Raw genomic sequence first — 20,786 nt, forward strand, 5'->3', positions numbered from 1 at the left:
ATAGAATTTACCGGTGGTTTTTCTTTCTCCTAAAAAACAGTAATATAAAAATACATGTTGAAACAAAAAACAGAGTTGTATAGAAACTAAGAGAGCTCTCATCTCCTGTCTTTACAATAGCCTTTTGCAATCTCTTTGCCACTTCAATCATTTTACCCTTATTATTATTATCGGGTTTGTTATTATCCGGCTTGTCTATGATAATTAAAGGCTCACCGTCTATTCTGTTATCAGGTCGACTTTCATCATCTGAGGGCTTTTTATTATTTTTATCTGTATTTTTTTGACCATCTTTTTTATTATCTTTTTTATTATCTTTATTATTATTTTTTCTATTATCCCCTGTATCGGAGCCGCCTTTGTTCTTATCCCTCTCGTTCGGATAAACTATTTCTACAAGATATTTTACATTAAAATCCACTGCAGCAGGCTTTGCCGTTTCATTCGGGTCCTCAAGATATGTATTTGTATAAATATCAGTTCCGTTTGTCAATACCTGTATATGAACAATATAATTTCTTCTGTCACAGGCAAATCTTTCATCATCTGCATTTACCAAACTGATACTGTATCTATACTCTCCAACATCGTCAAAATCTCCGAAATCATAAGTATATGTCCCGTTTCTTCGTAAAGGTATCGAAATTTCTTCAGTTGAAACAACATTATTCCTTGAATCAAGTCTGCTGATATTTACATCATATCTGTAGTAAACAGGGTTGGTTCCCGATACATTTATGTTAATAGGCAATTTTACATTTGCAGCCAAGGCATCCCTTGGCACAAATATAAAATATGTCAACAAAAGGAAAAATATGATTTTCTTATAAATTTGCTTCATATCATCTCCTTATAAGTTCGCCAAAAAGCACAATCCTTCCGTTTGTATAGGACTCTGTACATGTAGACATTGTAATAACCTTATTGTTACGGTTTACATCCCTCATATGTACCGCATTTTTCTGAAGATAATTATAAAAATCATCTTTGTTTTCATTTGCAAAATACGGGAAATAAATCTTCTCATTATAGGCATCTGTTTCCAAAACGGCAAATACCTTTACATCATAGATCTCTGTTTTGGTATATAGTATTCCGTCCACATGACTGTCAAAAAAGCCCTTATCAAGGAACTTTTCAACATCACCGAACATAGCTCCATTGTCCATATGATGTCCGTAGACAAGTGAGTAATGCTCATTTAGATCACCGCTACAAAGACTGCTTAAAAATATAGATCCGGCCAGAGAAAACTCACCGTCTATATCCTTATTGAGATACTCCGCATCATCAATACCCTGAACTATAGGGTAGTTTATATTGGTATCAAAAATATTGAGCCACGCTCTCATATCAGGATATTTGTTAAATAAAGCCTCTACATTTACGGTATCATCCGCATTTCCGGCAGTACCGGGGGCACTCTTTAAGATTTCACTTGACAGAGATGCCCCTTTATATACATGAAAAATATCATATAGTGAATATGCCCCGAATAAAAGCATTATCACAGCCATAAGAATAACGATTATATCTATAATCCTGTTTCCTATGTATGCACATTTTCCTATAAGATTCATCTTTTAGTTCTCAACTTCTTCTTTTTTTCTTCTCTTAAAGAATACCAAGATAAGTAAAATACCGAATCCTGCCATGATTGCAAAAGGCGCCACGCTCATTGCAACACCTGTAGGTGTAGGTGTATCACGGTAGTTCAAGAAGAATATTGTATCCGCAACTGTATCGTCTGCCTTTACAGGAGTAACTGCTGTTACAGCGGCCACATTGGCATACTGATTTGTAGATGTAGGTGCTGCAATTCTTGCAACATTTATACCATGAGTTGTCTTGTATCCTGCAGGTCCTACAGTAGTAACATCCTCGGTAACTTTGTACTTTGCTGTAGATGGAAGACCTGAAATCTTTATAGTCTGACCGCTCTTTAACTTAACATTAGTAAGTGAATATGTATTTGCTGTAACACCTGTAATGGCAGTCGGGTTTGCAGTATTTGTAGATGTTACTTTATAGTCCATACCTACACCGATATTGCTAAGATCTATAGTGAACTTAAACTCTTCAGTTGTAGAACCCATGTTACCCGCTACATCCTTTTGAAGGATAATATCTCTTGTTTTAAATGTACTTACATCATCCTTATTGTCTGTTGTAGTCGCACCGTTTAAATCATCAATATAACCTGTAGTCTTTGAGTTGTCAGTAACTGTAGTATCCTTTTTCATCATAACGGCTGTCTTTACTTCGAGCTTTCCTGCCGCATTGTATCCTACATATACATCAAGATATCTCTTCTCCTTACCGCCTGTAAGCTGGCTTACATCTCCTGTGTAGTCATGCTGGCTTGTAGTAAGGTTAAAGTTTCCTGTCTCTGTAATTTCATATCTATAGATACCCGGAACTGTTATATCGTTATTACCGTCCTCATTAAACTGCTCTGTAAAGTCTACTGTAACTTCCTTTTTTACAAGGTTGCTTGTAATTGTATCATTGTGGCTGAATTCAGCCGATGATATAGTAGGCATTGCTGTACCTGCAACTACTGTAAGTCCACCGTCGGTACCGCTGACAGGTGTCTTTCCGCCACCGCCGGTACTTCCTGCGATAGTATATGTATACTTTACATCAGGTGCCTTTGCACTTCCGCCTGTCGGATCGTCAACATTGTAGATTTTCATTTCCTTAGTGAACTTAATTTTATTAGGTGATCCTGCTGCAGGCTTTAACTGCTTTGTTGTCTCTGCAGCTATTGCACTTCCCGCCATTGCGATTGTCATGGCAGACACTGCCGCCAAAGTCATAATTCTTTTTAACATCATATATTATCCTTTCTTATAACGATAATTATTTTACCTTCAATATCTTTCTTTTTTATAGCGCCGAAATATCTGCTGTCTTTTGCCAGCGTTCTGTTATCGGCAAGTATAAAAAATTCATTTTCCCCCAGTACAATAGGATATGTTACATCCGTATCGTACTTATCTGTTTTGCCTCTGGTATCATCCTCTACCAACACGGCACCGTTTAGTATAACACTTCCGTTATCATCTATATCAATAGTGTCTCCCGGCGCTCCTATTATTCTCCCTATATACTTTTCACCGTCAAAATGATAGCATATGGCATCACTTGATTTGAGTCTGCTTTCCAGTCTATAGAAAAATAATAAATCCCCTGCTCTTACTCTCGGTAACATCTCATTATTCGGCGAAATCCTTATTCCGAATACTATGAATACCAAGACATAAATCATTGCGGCAAGTGTAAGAAACCTTATTATAAACGACTTTAATTCCGCTATACTACGCTTTTTGATTTTCTCCTTTTCCTCTATAAATCCATCCTCCTATATATGTGTTAACTATTGCTTTTTCATGCTCTCATATGGCACAGGTTTTGAATAGTTTAAAATATATTAACATCTCTTCCTCCTGTTAAAATAAAATATTCCAATCGAAAGAATCGACATTATTATAAAAATTACGGCATAAGATATATCAAACGCCACACCCGTAGGTATCGGATTTATGTATGGTTGGATAACAGGCTTTTTAAATGTTTCAATTATTTCCTGATCCTTATACTTGTATGTGAGTTTTGCCATATCATTGGAATAAAATCCCTTTTGGTTTGATGACTTCGATCCGGTTCCCGGATCTCCGACCACATCCGTTCCGTTGGAATTTTTCTGGAACTGCTTTGTGGCGGCATATTTTGCCTCGGCTAAAGGTGTAGTCTTTATCTTTGCCTTTATCATATAGGTATATCCCGTCTCTAAAGTATAGGCGGTCGGAAACTCCAATCTGATTGTTTTGGTAGCATCATTGTATGAGGATACAATATCCGCCATTGCATTTCTCGGAGTGGAAAATAATCTGTACGTACTGTTTCGCACTACATAATTTCCTGTATGAATTCCTGTAGGCCCTAAAACCTCAATTTCAAGGGGATATGGATTACCTGAAGGATCCTTTGCAATCATTGCATATTGACTGAGTTTATCCTCCAGCACGACATTACTCAGCCTTGGACTTTTTAGCACACTTACTATTTCCCTCATTCTATCTAAAAAAGAATTTTTACTGTCTGCTGAATATGGACTTCTACCAACCTCCACTCCCGGCGCAGGTAAGGTGATACCCTTATATCCTCTTACAGGGCTGTCAGAGTCATTTGAATTTGTCAAAAGTTTCAGCTTATCATAATCTCCCTGATTACCAAGACCTATTGTAAAGAAATAGTCCAAATCAATAGCATACAATGCAAACTGTCCGTGAAGCATCGCCATTGTACTGTACCTGTCAATTATATGTCCCTCATTCCAACCTGTATTGTGATTTGTGTAGTAGGTAGGGTTTCCGTCTGTAATAAAGAAAAGAACTTTTTGTGCATCGCTTCTGCCGTTTCTAAAAAGTTCATTTGCCTTAACAAATCCCTTTTCATAGTTTATTCTGCTCACATTATTCGGACTTACAGGAATCTTACTTATAACGGAATTTCCGTTACTTGTCCAATTTTGATAAAGATGCGGCTCGCTGTCAATTCCCACAAGCGCATAGTTTACATTATATTTACTGCTGTCAAAGTAATTGTTGCTTATTACATTTCTAAGTACACTGTAAACTGAAGATATTTTCGGATCTGTACCACGACCTCCAATACCCTCACTCATACTGCTTGTAGTATCGAGCAGGAACAGTACATCCATATTCGTTCTGTTTGAGGTACTTCCGGTCTGATTATTTATTGTAAGTGTAAGATCGTAGATTCCATCCTTATCAGGATCTTCTACAGTCTTACTTATATCAGTCCTTATTCTTCGGTTTGAAATAGTCCTTCCTTCAGGCTCATACACAAGTTCAAGAAATTTCATATCTTGTTGTCTAAACGGCACCCAATTTGTTCCATCAACAGTATATCTAAGCCCCTGTGATATACTTGTTTCTCTTTCTATCTGAAGTATATTGTCTACTACAGTCCCGTTCGACATTCTGGCTCTGGCAAATTTATATCTCATACCAACTATACCAGTATCCAGATGTATTGGTGTTATCTTTTCTTTTGGTGCTACACCAAAATTACCTCCACTAGTGTATAAATCTCCCAATTTTGCCAAATCGGCAGTTATTTCATCTCCATTTGTGTCAACATACTTTACATTTACTTTAAACTTGCTGGCAGCCAGCCCCCATGAAATTGTAAAGGTCGAAAACCCGTCCGCACTGAAGTTTGTGGTAATACTGTTGTCATCTTTATCCTCTATAAGAGCTATATCTTCTATCTTATTTACGGTATTATCATCCTTTATATGATAAACTTCCGTATCTTCAGGCTTTGCTCCTTCAGGAAGTAAATTATTGTCGATTTTTATATTTACATATACAGTTGTCAAAGGTTCTATCTCTACATTGTTTTCATCCTCAAAATGAATATCAAGAGAAATCGAATCTTTCGGAAACTCTTCATTTTCAGATTCAGTATTTCTTATTACCGCATCTTCTAAATAATTTGTATTCTCACTTACAGATTCACTTAATTTCTCTGTAACCTGATTGCTTCCGTCCGCCTGATTACCTTCATCAGATAATTTTACGCTTTCATCAGCATCATTACCTGCAAGCTGTGCAGTTTCAATCATTTCATCACTGTTTAGAGATAGAGTTGTCTCAGTTTCATTCAAAACTGTTTCAGTGCTTTCAACAGTTTCCGGAACATGTGTACCGTTTATGCTTTCAGTACTTTCATCAGGTTTCTGAACCTCTACAGTTCCCGAACTCTCAGAGGAGTCTTCGATATTTTCTATACCGTCCGACCCAACTGTGGTTTTACTTACTTTTTCTGAGTCACTGTCTTTTATATCATCTCCTTTTTCAGGAGTTATATTATTTTCAAGCTCGTTTACGGTTAATCTTTTTGCCTTAAGCGTTACCTTTGTATCAAAGGCACCTTCCGGCACATCAACAATTACACTTATGCCGTCAAGCTTTACTTCATGCCGCCTTGCATCGGAAGAGGTAGCCGTATCCATACCCGGTGTTATGACAATATCATTAAACTCGGCATTTGAAGGTGTGGCCATATCTGCCAAAGAGTCAGTGAACAGGTACGCAATTAAGCACATGAAAAAAACAAACAATATTTTTCTGAAATGTTTGTATACAAATTTTAAAATTATTACGCACCTCCTCTACTCAAAATTTAATGACTTTATCATAACATATGTTTATAAAATTTCAACAAGAAACAAAAAATACCGCCATAAAATATATGACAGTATTTTTCATAGAAATGTACACTTTTCTACAAATGTCCATTTATTGCTACTTCTTCCCTCTCTTCGACATTGCAAGTATACTTTGCAGTATTATAAAAAATGCAAGTATGGCAGCTATTATTATCTTTGTCCACCATGATGATAATGTTCCCTGAAAACTTACAAAAGCTTCTATAGTACCTTTTATCAGTACACCGAAAAGACTTCCGAATACATTACCTACTCCACCGGTAAGCAATGTTCCACCGATTACCGCCGCTGCTATTGCTTCCATCTCAAATCCCTTGGCCTGTTCCACAAATCCTGCACAGGTATTTAAGCAGAATAAAAATCCTCCTATCGAACATAACAATCCGTTCAGTATATATACCTGAAGTTTTATCTTTTTAACATTTAATCCAAGAAGCAAGGCTGACTGCTCATTTCCGCCTACAGCATATACACTTCTTCCAAACTTTGTATATCTTAACATAATAAACATCAGTACAAGTATAATAAGTGCGACTATTACTGTAGGGTAGATATATGGGTATACTACAGCTCCTTTTTTATTTACTATACCGAATAAAGGTATTGTTATTTTCTTATTCGCCCATGAAAGGAAGGTCTCATTTGTTATACTGATCATCTCTTGAGATATGATCGCCGTCATGCCTCTGGCAAAGAACATACCTGCCAAAGTAACTATGAATGGTTGAATATTGAGATATGAAATAAGTATACCCTGAATAAGACCGAATATCAGACCGATTATGATTACAAGTACTATCGCACTTAGCGCATTCATCTTGACTTTTTCCATCAAATAAGCCAATACCATACATGTAAGTGCTACAAAAGAACCGACTGAAATATCTATTCCACCGGATATTATAACCATGGTCATACCTGTTGCTATAACAATCAGTCCCGCATTAGATATGAAGAGATTTAAAAAAACTTGTGGTTTTTGAAATCCCTTACTTCCAAACATTATAATTCCTATACCATACATTATAATAAAAAGGAGAATTGTAATATAAAGTAAGAAGGTTTTATTATCTATATTTTTTAACTTATCTTTCATGTGCCACCTCGGCTTTCTTCTTATTTAAATTAAATCCTCTTATTATCTTTATAAATTCCTTTGACTGTAATGATACTATTATTACAACTACAATCGCCTTATATACAGGAAGCTGATCTGCCGAGACACTCATAGCATATAATGTTGTAGTCAATGCTTGAATAGTGTAAGCTCCTATAACACTTCCAAGAAGTGAAAACTTTCCACCTGCAAGACTGTTTCCGCCAAGGGCTACAGCCAGTATTGCATCAAGCTCTATATTAAGTCCTGCATTGTTTGCATCTGCAGAATATACTCTTGATGAAACTATCATTCCTGCAAGTCCTGCCAAAAGACCACAAAATGCATAAGCTATAAACTGTATATACACAGGATTTAAGCCCACAAGTCTTGCAGCTTTATTATTTATTCCCACAGTTTCAATGTAAAGCCCCAAAGCTGTTTTTTTGAGTATAATAAGTGTTATCAAAACGACCGCTAACGCCACAAATACAGGTGTGGGAAGCGGTATTCCATGTATAGAATTACCAAGCATCTTAAATGATTCAACTCTTATATAGGTTATTTGTCCGTTCGTAACAAGCTGTGCCATTCCCCTACCTGCTGTAAACAATATCAAAGTTGCAACCATAGGTTGAATATTCATCTTTGCAACAAGAAAAGCATTGAAAGAGCCACAAAGTAATCCAACAAATATTGCAGCAATAAATGCTGTTATATAAGGTGCCCGATATACATCTGTTGAAACTTCTCCACCTGCAAGAATAAAACATGCAACAGCGCCTGCAAGTGCACATACCGCACCTACCGAAATATCCGTACCTCCTGATGAAGCAACTACAAGAGTCATGCCTACAGCCAGTATTACAAGCTCGCTTGCACGGTTTATTACATCAATTATGTATCCGTAAAACACTCCGTTTTGTATAGTAATATTAAAAAAGTTCGGTGTCTTTATCATATTTATAATCAAGACTAAAATCAAACTTACTATAGGCAGAAAGAGTCTTGCGGATGTTATGTTTTTTATTTTAAATTCTTTCACTGTCATTCACCCCCTGCTATAGCACTCATTATATTATTTTGAGATATTTCATCAGATTTTAATTCACCTACTTTTTTCTTATCTCTCATTACTACCATTCTTTGGCAAGTTCTGATCATCTCCTCGATTTCTGATGAAATAAATATTACACTCATGCCCTCGGTCGCCAATTTTAAAACCAATTTTTGAATCTCAGTTTTTGTTCCGACATCAATCCCTCTGGTAGGTTCATCAAGAATAAGAAGTTCAGGATTTGTGAGCAGCCATCTTGCAAGAATTACCTTTTGCTGATTTCCACCGGAAAGCTGTTTTATAGGTGTTTCTCTCCCGGCTGTTTTTATCTGTAATATTTCGATATACTTATCTACAAATTCTTCCTGCTTTTTTCTCGGTATAAGTTTAAATATTCCTTGTTTTGCCTGCATGGCTATTATTATATTTTCTCTTACAGACAGATCCGCTATAATTCCTTCATCTTTTCTGTTTTCAGGAAGATATGCCATCCCAAGTTTCATGGCATCAATCGGAGCAGTTATTTTAACTTCTTTGTTTTTAAATACTATTTGACCGGTATCCGTTTTGTCGGCACCGTATATAGCTCTGACAAGTTCAGAACGCCCTGATCCCAAAAGACCGGTTATTCCTATAACCTCTCCTTTATTTAACTTAAGATCAAACGGTTTTATATTACCATTTGATCCGAGTGACTTTGTGCTAAGAAGTACTTCCTTACCGGTAGTCTGTGTGCTTTCACTCTTAATATTTTCAAGGTCGTTAAAATCCTTACCCATCATTTTTGCTACAAGCTGTACTCTCGGGAGATTATTCACTTCAAACTCTCCTACAAGAGCTCCATTTCTTAAAACAGTTATCTTATCACATACCGCATATACCTGTTCCAAAAAATGGGTAACAAATATTATTCCTATTCCGTCATTTTTCAATTTTTTCATTAAAAGAAAAAGTTTTTCAACCTCTCCCTCATCAAGTGATGAAGTGGGCTCATCAAGTATCAATACTTTTGCCGACATATCAACCGCTCTTGCTATAGCAATCATTTGCTGTATTGCAATAGAATAGCTTTCTGTAGGTTTAGTTACATCTATTTTGATATCCAATTTATCCAAAAGTTCCTTGGACATTCTATTCATTTTTTGCCAATCGATAAGTCCGAATTTTCTTGGCTCACGATCCAAAAATAAATTTTCAGCCACTGAGATATTCGGGCAAAGATTTACTTCCTGATACACAGTACTTATTCCATTTTCCTGTGCTTCTTTGGGGCTTTTATTTATTATACTTTTTTTACCTTCAAGAATTATCTGTCCGGTTTCAAACTCTTCCACACCTGTAAGTACCTTTATAAGTGTGGACTTACCCGCACCGTTTTCCCCCATCAGAGCATGTATTTCACCCTTGTTTAAATTAAAATCCACATTATCAAGTGCTTTTACTCCCGGAAAATTTTTACAGATTCCTCTCATTTTCAATAGATTATCCATAATCACCTCAAAAGGAGTGAGGAGCAAACAACTCCTCACTCCCGATATTTTCTTTATGCAAAATATAAAATTATGCCTTATTAATAAGCTCTTCCTGCCTTAATTTTCTCAAGATCCATACTTGTATCAAAATATGATTCATCAACATACTGAATCTTATCCACCGTTTCACCCTTTTCAAGCTTTTGAATGATTTCAGCCACTCTAGGTCCATGAAGCGGACTGCACTCAATACTTGCATTTAAATCACCTGCAATCATTGCATCAAATGCGGCCTTTACAGCATCAAATGATATAACTGTTATATCGCCTTCCGGTCCGCATGTTTTTCCTGCAGCCTTTATCGCATCAATAGCTCCAAAAGCCATATTGTCATTTTCCGCAACCACTACATCAATATCATCAAACTGCTTTAAAAATGATTCCATAACTTCCTGACCCTTTGACTGTGTGAATTCACCTGTCTGCTTTGCAAGCATATTCCAGTTTGCGTTCTGTCCTAAAATATTTGCAAATCCGTCAGTTCTGCCAACCTGTGCGGATGCACCTATTGTACCTTGAAGAGTAACAATATTTATCTTCTCGTCAGCAGCTACATTCTTTGATTTCAAATAATCTTCAAGCCAATGTCCTGCAGTCTCACCCTCTTTTATAAAGTCACCGCATACAAGTGCTGTATAAAGAGAATCATCTGAAGTCTTTATCATACGGTCTGAAAGTATTACAGGGATTCCTGCATCCTTTGCTTCCTGTAAAACCGTATCCCAGCCGGTTTCTACAACAGGTGCAAGTACGATATAGTCAACTTCCTGCTGAATAAAATCTCTGATAGCCTTAATCTGATTTTCCTGTTTTTGCTGAGCATCGTTAAATATAAGCTCATATCCGTTTTCAGGAACAAATGTAGATTTGAATGACTCGGTATTTGCCGTTCTCCAATCAGATTCAGCCCCAACCTGTGCATAACCTACTACAATAACCTTTGAAGCATCCTTAGACGCTTCACTCTTTGCTTCCTCACTCTTACTCTCACCTGCGGTTTCTGATGATTCAACCGCCTTGCTCTCCTCAGGTGCTTTTGTACCTCCACCGCAACCTGTAAGTGCAAACATTGTCAGCATAACTGCAGATACAAATAAACTTAAACCTCTTTTACTCATAAACTCCTCCTTAAAATTATTTACGAAACATTTATTTGTTTACTATATTGTAATACAAAAAAATCTATGTAAACATAGATTTTTTTACGCATTTTTTATATTATTTTCATTATAAGAAATTTATGTATATTATTTTATGATATATGTTTAATATATTCAGATTAGATTAAATCACTTTCTACAGGCAGTATTATACTTACAGTCGTACCTATATTCTCGGTACTGTCTATATTCAGTCCATATTCATTACCATAATAAAGCCTTATTCTTTCCGCCACATTATAAAGTCCGAAGCTCTCTTTTGATGACTTTACTATATCAATTTCATCTATATATTCACTTTTTATAATATTTTTTAAGCTTTCAAGCTTTTTAGTCTCCATTCCGATCCCGTTATCTGTTACCTGTAAAATTATATGCTCATCTTTTCTATAGCCTTTTACCGAAATCTTACCGCCGCTTCTTTTATACTTTATACCATGGTAAAGTGCATTTTCTACAATCGGTTGTAATAAAAGTTTCAAAATTCTTATATCAAACAGATTATCTTCTACATCAATACTGTATTCCAAAATATCCTCATACCTGAATTTTTGTATCTTTAAATAATTTTCTATATGCCTTATTTCTTCTCTTATCTGTATAAATCTTTTTCCGTTATTTAATCCTATCCTTAAAAAGCCCGACAATGCGGTTATCATATCAACCACTTTTTTTGAATCACCTGCTTCAGCCATCCATACAACAGTATCAAGTGTATTATATAAAAAATGTGGATTTATCTGAGATTGTAAAAGCCAAAGTTCCGTGTTTTTCTTATTCTTTTGCTCTGTCTTTATATTCTCGATAAGCTCTTTTATTCTGATTATTTTATTATTAAAATTTTCCGACAGTTCATCGATTTCTAAAATACTGCTCTCCGGATTATTCTCCAATAAATCATTTTCACTTCTTTTTGTATAATTACAAAGATTTATAATAGGAGCCGCAATATGTCTTGATACCTTTTTATACATGTATAAAGTAAAGTACAAAATAAGAAATACACTGATAATACTAAGCATAAATATAACAGCCATCTGATTTCTTATCTTTATACTTACTATGTTAAGCTCTTTGGTCTCCTCATATATATAGTCATTTACAGTATCTTCTATCAGCTCGGTTGTAACCCTGATATCATACTCCAAACTGTCTATATTTTTATTATAGTCTTTATATATATCACTTTTACCGATATTATCTATTTGTTTCTTGAGTAAATTTAAAAGTATTATAAGGCCTTTCGGTCTGTTTATGCCTTCATCTTTATTGTTCGTTTCAAGCAACTTTTCAAATATTTTATTTGCATATTCAAGGTCTTCATACGGATTTTGATTTTCTATAGTATCCGCACCTATTACCACCCTGTACATCTTATGGTCTACATTCTCTTTAAATTTAAAATTAAATTCTGTTGCAATACTTATATTTTTTACTATACTCCCATACTTATCATTCTGCCATTTCATCACGAATAAAAGGTAAATAATGATAAATGCAATGGGTATAAAGGTTACAAACAACCTTTTCATAATATAATTTTGTATACTATTCTTCATTTTTATTTTCTCTGTATGACTTAGGTGTGTCTCCTTGATATTTTTTAAAAGCCGAACTGAAATAATGTTGATCACGATATCCGACTTCCATTGCTATATCAGATATCCTTTTATCCGTGCTTCTAAGAAGTCTTTTAGCTTCATCAATTCTGGTTTTTGTCAGATAGTCTATAAAGTTCATCCCTGCTTCCTGCTTAAAAACAGTACTGAAATATGTGGGACTCAGCCCGATATATTCCGCAACACTGTTTAAAGAAATCTCAGGCTCCATATATTTTTTCTCCACAAAGTCTTTTGCCTTATTAAGTAAAAAGCTGTACTGCCTTCCTGTAATCTGATCTCTTTTATCGATCATATATTCCAGTAATTTTAAAAAATATTGCTTCATAGTATAAATATCTGTAACAGCTTCATCAAATACTTCCATACTTCCGAATTTATTTCCCAGCTCCTCCTTATCATCAACATTACTGAGGAATTTTTCAGATTCTATAAAAGCATCCATTATAACATACTGTCTGAATATTAAAGATTTTAACTGTCCGTCCATATTGTCAGTATATTCTTCAACATAACTTTTAATATCCTGACTCTTTCCATTTATAATAAATTCCTTGAAGCTTCCTTTATTAAATCCTGATGTATCGAATTTCTTTATATCATATTCAATATTTTCCGCCTTTATATTTCGCAAGATACTGTGTCGTTTTGAATCTACAATCGGCTTTATTTTCTTTAAAACCGATATGAGCTTTTCTTTTGAAACCGGCTTTAAAAGATATTCGGATGCACCTATATGTATAGCTTTCTGGGCATAGTCAAAATCATCATAACCGCTTAAAAATATAATAACAGTCTCCGGAAACCTTTCCTTTACTATTCTTCCAAGTTCCAATCCGTCCATAAAAGGCATCTTTATATCTGTTATCAATATATCCGGTTTTGAAATCTCAATTAGGGGAAGTGCCAATTCACCGTCGGCAGCTTCCCCTACAAAATCAAATCCATATGAATTCCAATCTATTTCATTTTTTATACCTTCTCTTACAAACTTTTCATCCTCAACTAAAAAGACTTTTACCATCCCCTACATTATCTCCACCGGATTTGTATTTTTGAATTCAAAAACATTCAATTCACTATATTTTTTTAAATCATTTACAATTTTTTCTGTAAATACATGCTCTAAGCCATAATGTGTGGCATCTATAATACAGATGCCTTCATTAATAGCATCAAGTCCTTCATGATGTGTAATATCACCTGTTATCAGTACATCCGCCTCACCTAGAGCATACTTATACATTCCTCTTCCTGAGCCCGGGCTTATAGCAATCCTTTTAATATTCCCCTTTATATTCTCTCTTCCAAATACAGTTAATTTTTTTAAATCGAATGTTTCCTTTATTAAATTAAGCAATTCATCAAATGAAAGCGCCTTTTTTAAATCTCCTATCTTTCCGACTCCAAGCTCTTTACCGTCCACATTTGCCGTAACTTCAAGCGGTTTTGTATTTGAAAGTGAAAGTTTTTCCTTTGCAATATCTGCCATACCGCCTATTGCAATATCAAAATTTGTATGCATTGCAATCACGGAAATATCATTTTTAAGTATCTTTAAAATATAGTTTCCAAGGAGTGTGTCATCTGTAACTCTCTTTATAGCTGAAAAAATAATCGGGTGATGTGACACAATCAAATCAATACTCTTTGCGCCGGCGTAGTCAAGTACTTCATTTGTAATATCAAGTACTACCAAAACTTTTCTTACCTCTTTATCACTTCTTCCCAGTAAAAAACCTGAATTGTCCCAGTCCATAGCAAGCTCAAGCGGATATAATCTTTTTAAGTATTCAAAAATCTCACTGCATTTCATTCATTGTCTCCTTAATTATATCAAGTCTATGTCTAAGTTCTTTTTTTCTGTCTTCATTTAATCCGGTATTTGATAGAATACTTAGGTACTTTTCTTCTTCTTTTTTTAGAAATCCAAGTAATACCGGATGTTTATTTTCTATAAGATATTTACCGTATAAGAGCTCAGCCTCCGAATACATAACTGTATTTTCTGTATACCTTACTTCCATTACTGTATAAAACTTGCCCTCATCTATACACATATCTTCTTTTAATATTTTAAATCCTTTTCTTATCAGGTAATCTCTCACTTCATCTGTTTTTGTATGAGGCGACAATATAAAGGTATTTTTCTTATCAAAAAATGCTTTTCCTCTATTTAAAATATCTATAATGAGTTCTCCACCCATTCCGGCTATTATTATTGTATCCACCTCTTTACTTGACATTTTATCAAGACCGTTAGAAAGTCTCAGAACAATATTTTCACTTACACCGAAGTTTTCTATGTTTTCTTTTGCTTTTTCCAATGGTCCTTTATTTATATCACAGGCATAAGCCTTATCTATTATATTATTTTTTATAAGATAGATAGGTATATGTGCGTGATCCGTTCCTATATCCGCTACCACTGAATTTTTCTTCACAAAATCAGCAATAGTTTGCAATCTTTTTGACAGTTTCATTTTTTCTATTCCAAAAAATCTTTTAATCTTTTTGTTTTTGACGGATTTCTAAGCTTTCTTAGAGCTTTTGCTTCAATTTGCCTTATTCTCTCTCTTGTGATTCCGAAGACCTTTCCTACCTCTTCAAGTGTTCTGGGTTTTCCGTCCTCAAGTCCGAATCTAAGGAGGATTACCTTTTGTTCTCTTTCGGTAAGTGATTTTATTACTTCAATCAATTGGTCATGTAAGAGCACATCCATTGCGAAGTTGACAGGAACTTTAGCATTAAAATCCTGTAAAAAATCTCCCAGATGTGAATCGTCTTCATCACCTATAGGTGTTTCCATAGATACAGGTTCCAGTGCAAAATTCATTATCTCCCTTACTTTCGATACCGGAAGACTCATTATCTTTGCAACTTCCTCAGGTTTCGGCTCTCTGCCAAGCTCCTGTACAAGTTTTCTCTGTGTCTTTATAAGCCTGTTTATTGTCTCAACCATATGCACCGGAATCCTTATGGTTCTGGCCTGGTCTGCAATAGATCTGGTTATAGCCTGCCTTATCCACCATGTTGCATAAGTTGAAAATTTAAATCCCTTTTGATAATCAAATTTTTCAACAGCACGTAAAAGCCCAAGATTTCCTTCCTGTATAAGGTCCAAAAGTTGCATTCCTCTGCCCATATATCTTTTTGCAATGCTTACAACAAGCCTTAAATTGGATTCCGCCATTTTTTTTGCGGCTTCCTTTCTTATGTTTTCATCAGGGTCGGAAATTTTCTGAGCAAGTACCATCTCTTCTTCCACACTAAGTAAAGGAATTTTGCCTATTTCCTTCAGATACATCTTTATAGGATCTTCTACGGAAACATAATCGTCCAAATCATCAAGTATATTTAAGTTTATATTTTCAAGGTCCTTTATATCCTCTTCATTGAACTCATCTTCAAATTCATTTTCCTTTAGAATAATGAATTCTTCCGGGTCTGCATCGCTGTCAAATTCAGTAGGCTCTTTCTCATAATCCTCATCAATAAAAATATCTCTCTTTTCAAGAAATTCAATAAAATCAGGAAGATATTCCTTCGGTATATCATTATCAGAGAAAATCTTTTGGATATTTGAAGCATTGATTTTTCCGTTAAAATCTTTCTTTAATATCTTTTCAAACTCATTATTTAAATTCTTCCCCCTCATACTTCCTCCACTAACCTAAATCAACATGAAGTTTTCGCAATATCGCCTGTTCCTCGATAATTTTTTGAAACTCTTCTATACCTTTTGCATTTTTACTTTTCTCGTCTAAACTCGCCTGTCTGATTTTAAGTATACTTTCAGTGACAGCTTTTTTCTTTTCGTCGTCACTGAGGTTAGTCCCCAAAGTTGTATTAAGTATTTTGGAAAGCAGTCTCTGTTTTTCCATGTCATCCGCATAGTCATCACATATATTTGAAAATCTCAAATCTCCGGTTCTAAGTTTTTCAAATATCTTTACAGCTACATCCCTATAGAAACCTTCGCTGAAATTTTCCGGAGAAATATACTCACTTATCTTATCAAAAAGTGACACTTCCTCAACCATCCATGTAAGCAAAAGTCCCTGTGCTTTTGTATATCCGTCATCAATTTTTTTATTTTCTTTACTCGAATTTTTATTTTCGGAAACTGTAGTATTTCCGAAGGAATTAACCATATCAAAGAGTGCATTATATTCAATCATCAATCTCTTTGCTACAGCATGAGTGTAATTTTCTCTTTCAAGCTTTTCATGAAATCCGCTTAGCATTCTTGCAACTTCCCTGTAAAAGTTTGTCCTTTCATCAGGCTCGTTTAAATTATAATCTTTCTTCAGTATTTCAACTTCCCAAAGAAAGGCATTATCTGCAGAATCTATCCTCTTTTGAAATTCCTCACTTCCGAGATTTTTTATAAATTCATCCGGATCTTTGTACGGAGCCATAGATAATACTTTTACATTTAAGTTTTCTTCTTTTAAAAGAGGAATAGCTCTCTTTGCCGCATTTATACCTGCACCGTCAGAATCATATGTAAGTATAACCTTTTTTGTATATCTACTTATAAGTTTTACATGCAGAGGTGTGAGTGCGGTTCCAAGACTTGCCACAGAGTTCTCAAATCCTGCATTGTGTAAAGCTATGACATCCATATATCCTTCACACACCAAAAAAAAGTCTCTTCTTGTTCTCTTTGCAAAATTCAATCCGTAAAGATTCCTACTCTTATCAAAAGCAAGGGTCTCAGGTGAATTTACATATTTTGGAAGTCCGTCGCCCAAGACTCTTCCACCAAACCCTATAACTCTGGAATTGACGTCTATTATCGGAAACATAACTCTGTTCCAGAATCTGTCTCTTGCACCCTTTTCATCAATATTTATAAGACCGCTTTTTTTCAATATATCATCACTGTATCCCATACCTTTAAGATATTGATACAGATCATTTGATGTTTTTTTTGCAAATCCAAGTCCGAAATGAGTAATATGTCTGCTCTCAAGCCCTCTGTCTTTGAAGTATTTCAATCCGATCTCACCGTCTTTTGAAAGCAAGTTTTCATAGAAATACTTTGCGGCAGTCTTATTTATTTCAAGAATAATGTTTTTTTCATCATTTTTTGCTCTGTCATTGTCACTTACCTGTGGCAATTCTATATTGGCTCTTTTGGCCAGCAGTGTTAATGCTTCTGTAAAAGAATAATTTTCATACTGCCTTATAAAAGCTATTACATCTCCCCCGACACCACAACCGAAACAATGGAATAGTTGCTTGCTCTGTGATACTGAAAATGAAGGAGATTTTTCTGCATGAAAGGGACAGAGTCCCATATAGTTAGCACCTTTTTTTTGTATTTTCACATAGCTTGAAACAACATCCACTATATCATTTGCAGATCTTACCTCATCTATTATTTCATTTGAATAATACAATTATTTCTCCTTAATATACATCCCAGGACTTTGGAACAAATATATCTTTGAATTTTTCTATTGCATATAAATCCGTCATTCCGGCAATATAATCACAAACTACCAGTTCTCTGTCCTGATTCAACTCTTTTATAAAATATATATATTCATCCGGAAGCTTATCGGTATGGCACATATAATAGTCAAATAATGACTTTATCATAGTCTTGGCCTTTCCCTCCTGTGATTTTGGAACTTCATTGTAATATACCTTTTTAAACATCCATGTTCTAAGTCCCATCATTGCCTTATATATCTCTCTATTCATAGAAATTTCAGGCTTATCAATGCTTCCTTCTATCACACCATGTACCAAATTGTTAAGTCTTTCTCTCACTGAATGGCCGAGTATATCACTGTATTCTTTTGGAATATCATCTTCTTCCATAATACGTGCTCTTATAGAATCGTCTATATCATGATTTATATAGGCAATCTTATCTGAAAGTCTTACAACATGACCCTCCAAGGTGGAAGGATTACCTGATGTACGATGATTTAATATACCGTCTCTGACTTCTTTTGTGAGATTAAGTCCACGTCCGGATTTTTCTATGAACTCAACAATTCTAACACTCTGCTCATAATGTGCAAAACCGAATGAACATACATCATTTAAAACATCCTCCCCCGAATGTCCGAAAGGCGTATGTCCAAGGTCATGCCCCAAAGCTATCGCTTCCGTCAAATCTTCATTTAATCTTAGAGACTTGGCTATAGTTCTTGCAATCTGCGCCACCTCAAGTGTATGAGTAAGTCTTGTTCTGTAATGATCTCCTTCAGGCGCCAGGAAAACTTGAGTCTTATGTTTCAGTCTTCTAAACGCCTTTGAGTGAAGTATTCTGTCTCTGTCTCTTTGATATACAGTCCTTATATCACAAGGCTCTTCATACCTGTCTCTTCCTAAAGAATTTTTACTTAAAGCGGCGTATTTACTTAGAGTCAATTCCTCTCTAAGTTCTATATCTTCTCTTATATTCATAATTATTTTAGTTTAAATAATGTTGAGAGTACTCCTCTTCCAAGGCTTGCTCCCAGATTTCCTCCCAGGCTTGAACCGAATTTTCCGCCTGATTTTCCTAAAGTCTTACCAATCTGCCTTCCGATAGTTCCTGCAGCCGTACCTGCCACAGCAGCTACCCCCTTCTTTATGGCATCCTTTTTCTTTTTTTCTTCCTTTTCGGCTTCTTTAGCCTGCCTCTCAGCTTCCTTTTGTGCCGCCTTTTCCTGCTTTTCGGCCTCTTTTCTTTCTATTTCAGCCTGTTTTTCAGCTTCTTTTCTTGCTGTCTCAGCCTGTTTTTCCTCTTCCTGCTTTTGTGAAATTTCCACTTGCAATCTCTGTAAGAATTCATATGCCGAGTCTCTATCCACCATATCTTTATATTTCTCTGCCAAATCCGACATTGAAATAACTGCGGCTCTCATCATATCATCAATTGCTCCGAGATATGACTGTGGCGGAAGTACATTAGCCTTTCTTACCATAGCAGGTGCACCGTCATCCTCTATAAATGATACAACTGCTTCACCTATACCCAAATTTGTTATAATTTCAGCCGTATCAAAATCAGGATTTGCTCTGTAACTCTGTGCTGCGGCCTTTATACCTTTTTGCTCTGCAGGTGTATAAGCTCTGAGTGCATGTTGAACCTTGTTACCGAGCTGCGCAAGTACCTCATCCGGTATATCGCTTGGGTTTTGTGTTATAAAGTATACACCGATACCCTTTGATCTTATAAGTTTTACTACCTGCTCTATCTTTTGAAGTAAAGCCTTTGGAGTATCTTTAAATAAAAGATGTGCTTCATCAAAGAAAAATACCATCTTAGGCTTGTCAAGATCTCCGACCTCAGGCATTATCTCAAAGAGTTCAGCCAACATCCAAAGCATAAAAGTTGCATATATTCCCGGATCGTTTATGATAGTTGTTGCATCAAGAACATTTATCATACCCTTGCCGTCCTTGGTAACAAACCAATCATTTATATCAAGTGCCGGCTCACCGAAGAATACATCTCCGCCCTTATCTCCAAGAGCTACAAGACCTCTCATTATGGTATTGACACTTTGAGGTGCTATATTTCCATACTCCGCCTTATAGTCTGTGGCATTTTCACTGACATAGTTGAGCATACTCTTTAAATCTTTTAAATCGATAAGAAGTAATCCCTCATCATCCGCTATCTTAAATATAATATTCAGTATGTCTGTCTGAATCTGATTAAGGTCAAGAAGCTTTGCCAAAAGCATAGGTCCGAACTCCGAGATTGTGGTTCTGAGAGGTAATCCCTTCTTCCCGAATATATCCCAGAAAACTGTAGGATATGCCTTAAAAGAAAAATCTTCTCCCATACCAAGATCGGCAACTCTTTTAGTTATACTTTCTTTTTCTTCGCCCGGCTTACACATACCTGATAAATCACCCTTTATATCAGATAAAAATACCGGAACTCCGGCGTCTGAAAATGATTCCGCCATTACCTTTAAAGTAACTGTTTTACCCGTTCCTGTAGCTCCCGCAATCAGTCCGTGTCTGTTTGCATATTTTGATTTTATACATAATTTGGCATCACCGTCACTTGCCACCCATATTTCATTATCTTTATACATAGT

The 20,786-nt window shown here is 35.5% G+C and carries 17 protein-coding genes; all 17 read right to left on the bottom strand.

All coding sequences use genetic code 11. The features are described 5' to 3' along the window. Positions 1-7: 7 nt before the first annotated feature. Entirely contained in the window at positions 8-841 is an 834-nt protein-coding gene (locus tag HMPREF1140_RS02930; protein ID WP_009662702.1) for an LPXTG cell wall anchor domain-containing protein, read from the bottom strand. A gap of 1 nt (position 842) precedes the next feature. Then, positions 843-1,580, bottom strand: coding sequence for a class B sortase (srtB, locus tag HMPREF1140_RS02935; protein ID WP_009662411.1), 738 nt, complete (start codon positions 1,578-1,580; stop codon positions 843-845). 3 nt (positions 1,581-1,583) lie between these two features. After that, positions 1,584-2,834 (bottom strand): DUF7601 domain-containing protein, encoded by a 1,251-nt coding sequence (locus HMPREF1140_RS02940; RefSeq protein WP_242822856.1) that lies wholly within the window; start codon positions 2,832-2,834, stop codon positions 1,584-1,586. After that, positions 2,834-3,352 carry a signal peptidase I gene (gene lepB / locus HMPREF1140_RS02945; RefSeq protein ID WP_330370046.1) on the bottom strand — a complete coding sequence of 173 codons (519 nt, stop codon included), beginning with the start codon at positions 3,350-3,352 and terminating at the stop codon, positions 2,834-2,836. The genes HMPREF1140_RS02940 and lepB overlap by 1 nt, the downstream gene beginning before the upstream one ends. Positions 3,353-3,433: 81 nt before the next feature. Then, entirely contained in the window at positions 3,434-6,139 is a 2,706-nt protein-coding gene (locus HMPREF1140_RS02950; protein WP_156789892.1) for a vWA domain-containing protein, read from the bottom strand. A 199-nt stretch (positions 6,140-6,338) separates the two neighbouring features. Further along, complete coding sequence (locus HMPREF1140_RS02955; RefSeq protein WP_009662472.1) at positions 6,339-7,358, bottom strand: ABC transporter permease subunit; 1,020 nt, start codon at positions 7,356-7,358, stop codon at positions 6,339-6,341. Continuing rightward, entirely contained in the window at positions 7,348-8,409 is a 1,062-nt protein-coding gene (locus HMPREF1140_RS02960) for an ABC transporter permease (protein ID WP_009662539.1), read from the bottom strand. The genes HMPREF1140_RS02955 and HMPREF1140_RS02960 overlap by 11 nt, the downstream gene beginning before the upstream one ends. Beyond that, positions 8,406-9,905 (bottom strand): sugar ABC transporter ATP-binding protein, encoded by a 1,500-nt coding sequence (locus tag HMPREF1140_RS02965; protein ID WP_035619856.1) that lies wholly within the window; start codon positions 9,903-9,905, stop codon positions 8,406-8,408. Before HMPREF1140_RS02965 ends, HMPREF1140_RS02960 begins: the two co-directional genes overlap by 4 nt. Positions 9,906-9,985: 80 nt before the next feature. After that, on the bottom strand, positions 9,986-11,065 hold the full coding sequence (locus HMPREF1140_RS02970; protein ID WP_009662704.1) for an ABC transporter substrate-binding protein: 1,080 nt from the start codon (positions 11,063-11,065) through the stop codon (positions 9,986-9,988). Positions 11,066-11,226: 161 nt separating this feature from the next. Continuing rightward, positions 11,227-12,666: a sensor histidine kinase gene (locus HMPREF1140_RS02975; RefSeq protein ID WP_051000435.1), complete on the bottom strand. Its 1,440-nt coding sequence runs from the start codon at positions 12,664-12,666 to the stop codon at positions 11,227-11,229. Next, a complete protein-coding gene (locus tag HMPREF1140_RS02980; RefSeq protein ID WP_009662706.1) occupies positions 12,656-13,750 on the bottom strand; it encodes a response regulator transcription factor in 1,095 nt (364 codons plus the stop codon). The genes HMPREF1140_RS02975 and HMPREF1140_RS02980 overlap by 11 nt, the downstream gene beginning before the upstream one ends. Before the next feature lie 3 nt (positions 13,751-13,753). Continuing rightward, positions 13,754-14,542: a Nif3-like dinuclear metal center hexameric protein gene (locus HMPREF1140_RS02985; RefSeq protein ID WP_009662682.1), complete on the bottom strand. Its 789-nt coding sequence runs from the start codon at positions 14,540-14,542 to the stop codon at positions 13,754-13,756. Beyond that, on the bottom strand, positions 14,529-15,209 hold the full coding sequence (locus HMPREF1140_RS02990; RefSeq protein ID WP_009662622.1) for a tRNA (adenine(22)-N(1))-methyltransferase: 681 nt from the start codon (positions 15,207-15,209) through the stop codon (positions 14,529-14,531). Before HMPREF1140_RS02990 ends, HMPREF1140_RS02985 begins: the two co-directional genes overlap by 14 nt. Positions 15,210-15,214: 5 nt before the next feature. Then, positions 15,215-16,384 (bottom strand): RNA polymerase sigma factor RpoD, encoded by a 1,170-nt coding sequence (gene rpoD / locus HMPREF1140_RS02995; protein ID WP_009662565.1) that lies wholly within the window; start codon positions 16,382-16,384, stop codon positions 15,215-15,217. 10 nt (positions 16,385-16,394) lie between these two features. After that, positions 16,395-18,134 (bottom strand): DNA primase, encoded by a 1,740-nt coding sequence (gene dnaG / locus HMPREF1140_RS03000; RefSeq protein ID WP_009662650.1) that lies wholly within the window; start codon positions 18,132-18,134, stop codon positions 16,395-16,397. 10 nt (positions 18,135-18,144) lie between these two features. Continuing rightward, entirely contained in the window at positions 18,145-19,155 is a 1,011-nt protein-coding gene (locus HMPREF1140_RS03005; RefSeq protein WP_009662456.1) for a deoxyguanosinetriphosphate triphosphohydrolase, read from the bottom strand. A 2-nt stretch (positions 19,156-19,157) separates the two neighbouring features. Next, complete coding sequence (locus HMPREF1140_RS03010; protein ID WP_009662494.1) at positions 19,158-20,783, bottom strand: helicase HerA-like domain-containing protein; 1,626 nt, start codon at positions 20,781-20,783, stop codon at positions 19,158-19,160. Between the last annotated feature and the right edge of the window lie 3 nt (positions 20,784-20,786).

The sequence above is a fragment of the Lachnoanaerobaculum sp. ICM7 genome (assembly GCF_000287675.1).
Lineage (GTDB): Bacteria > Bacillota > Clostridia > Lachnospirales > Lachnospiraceae > Lachnoanaerobaculum.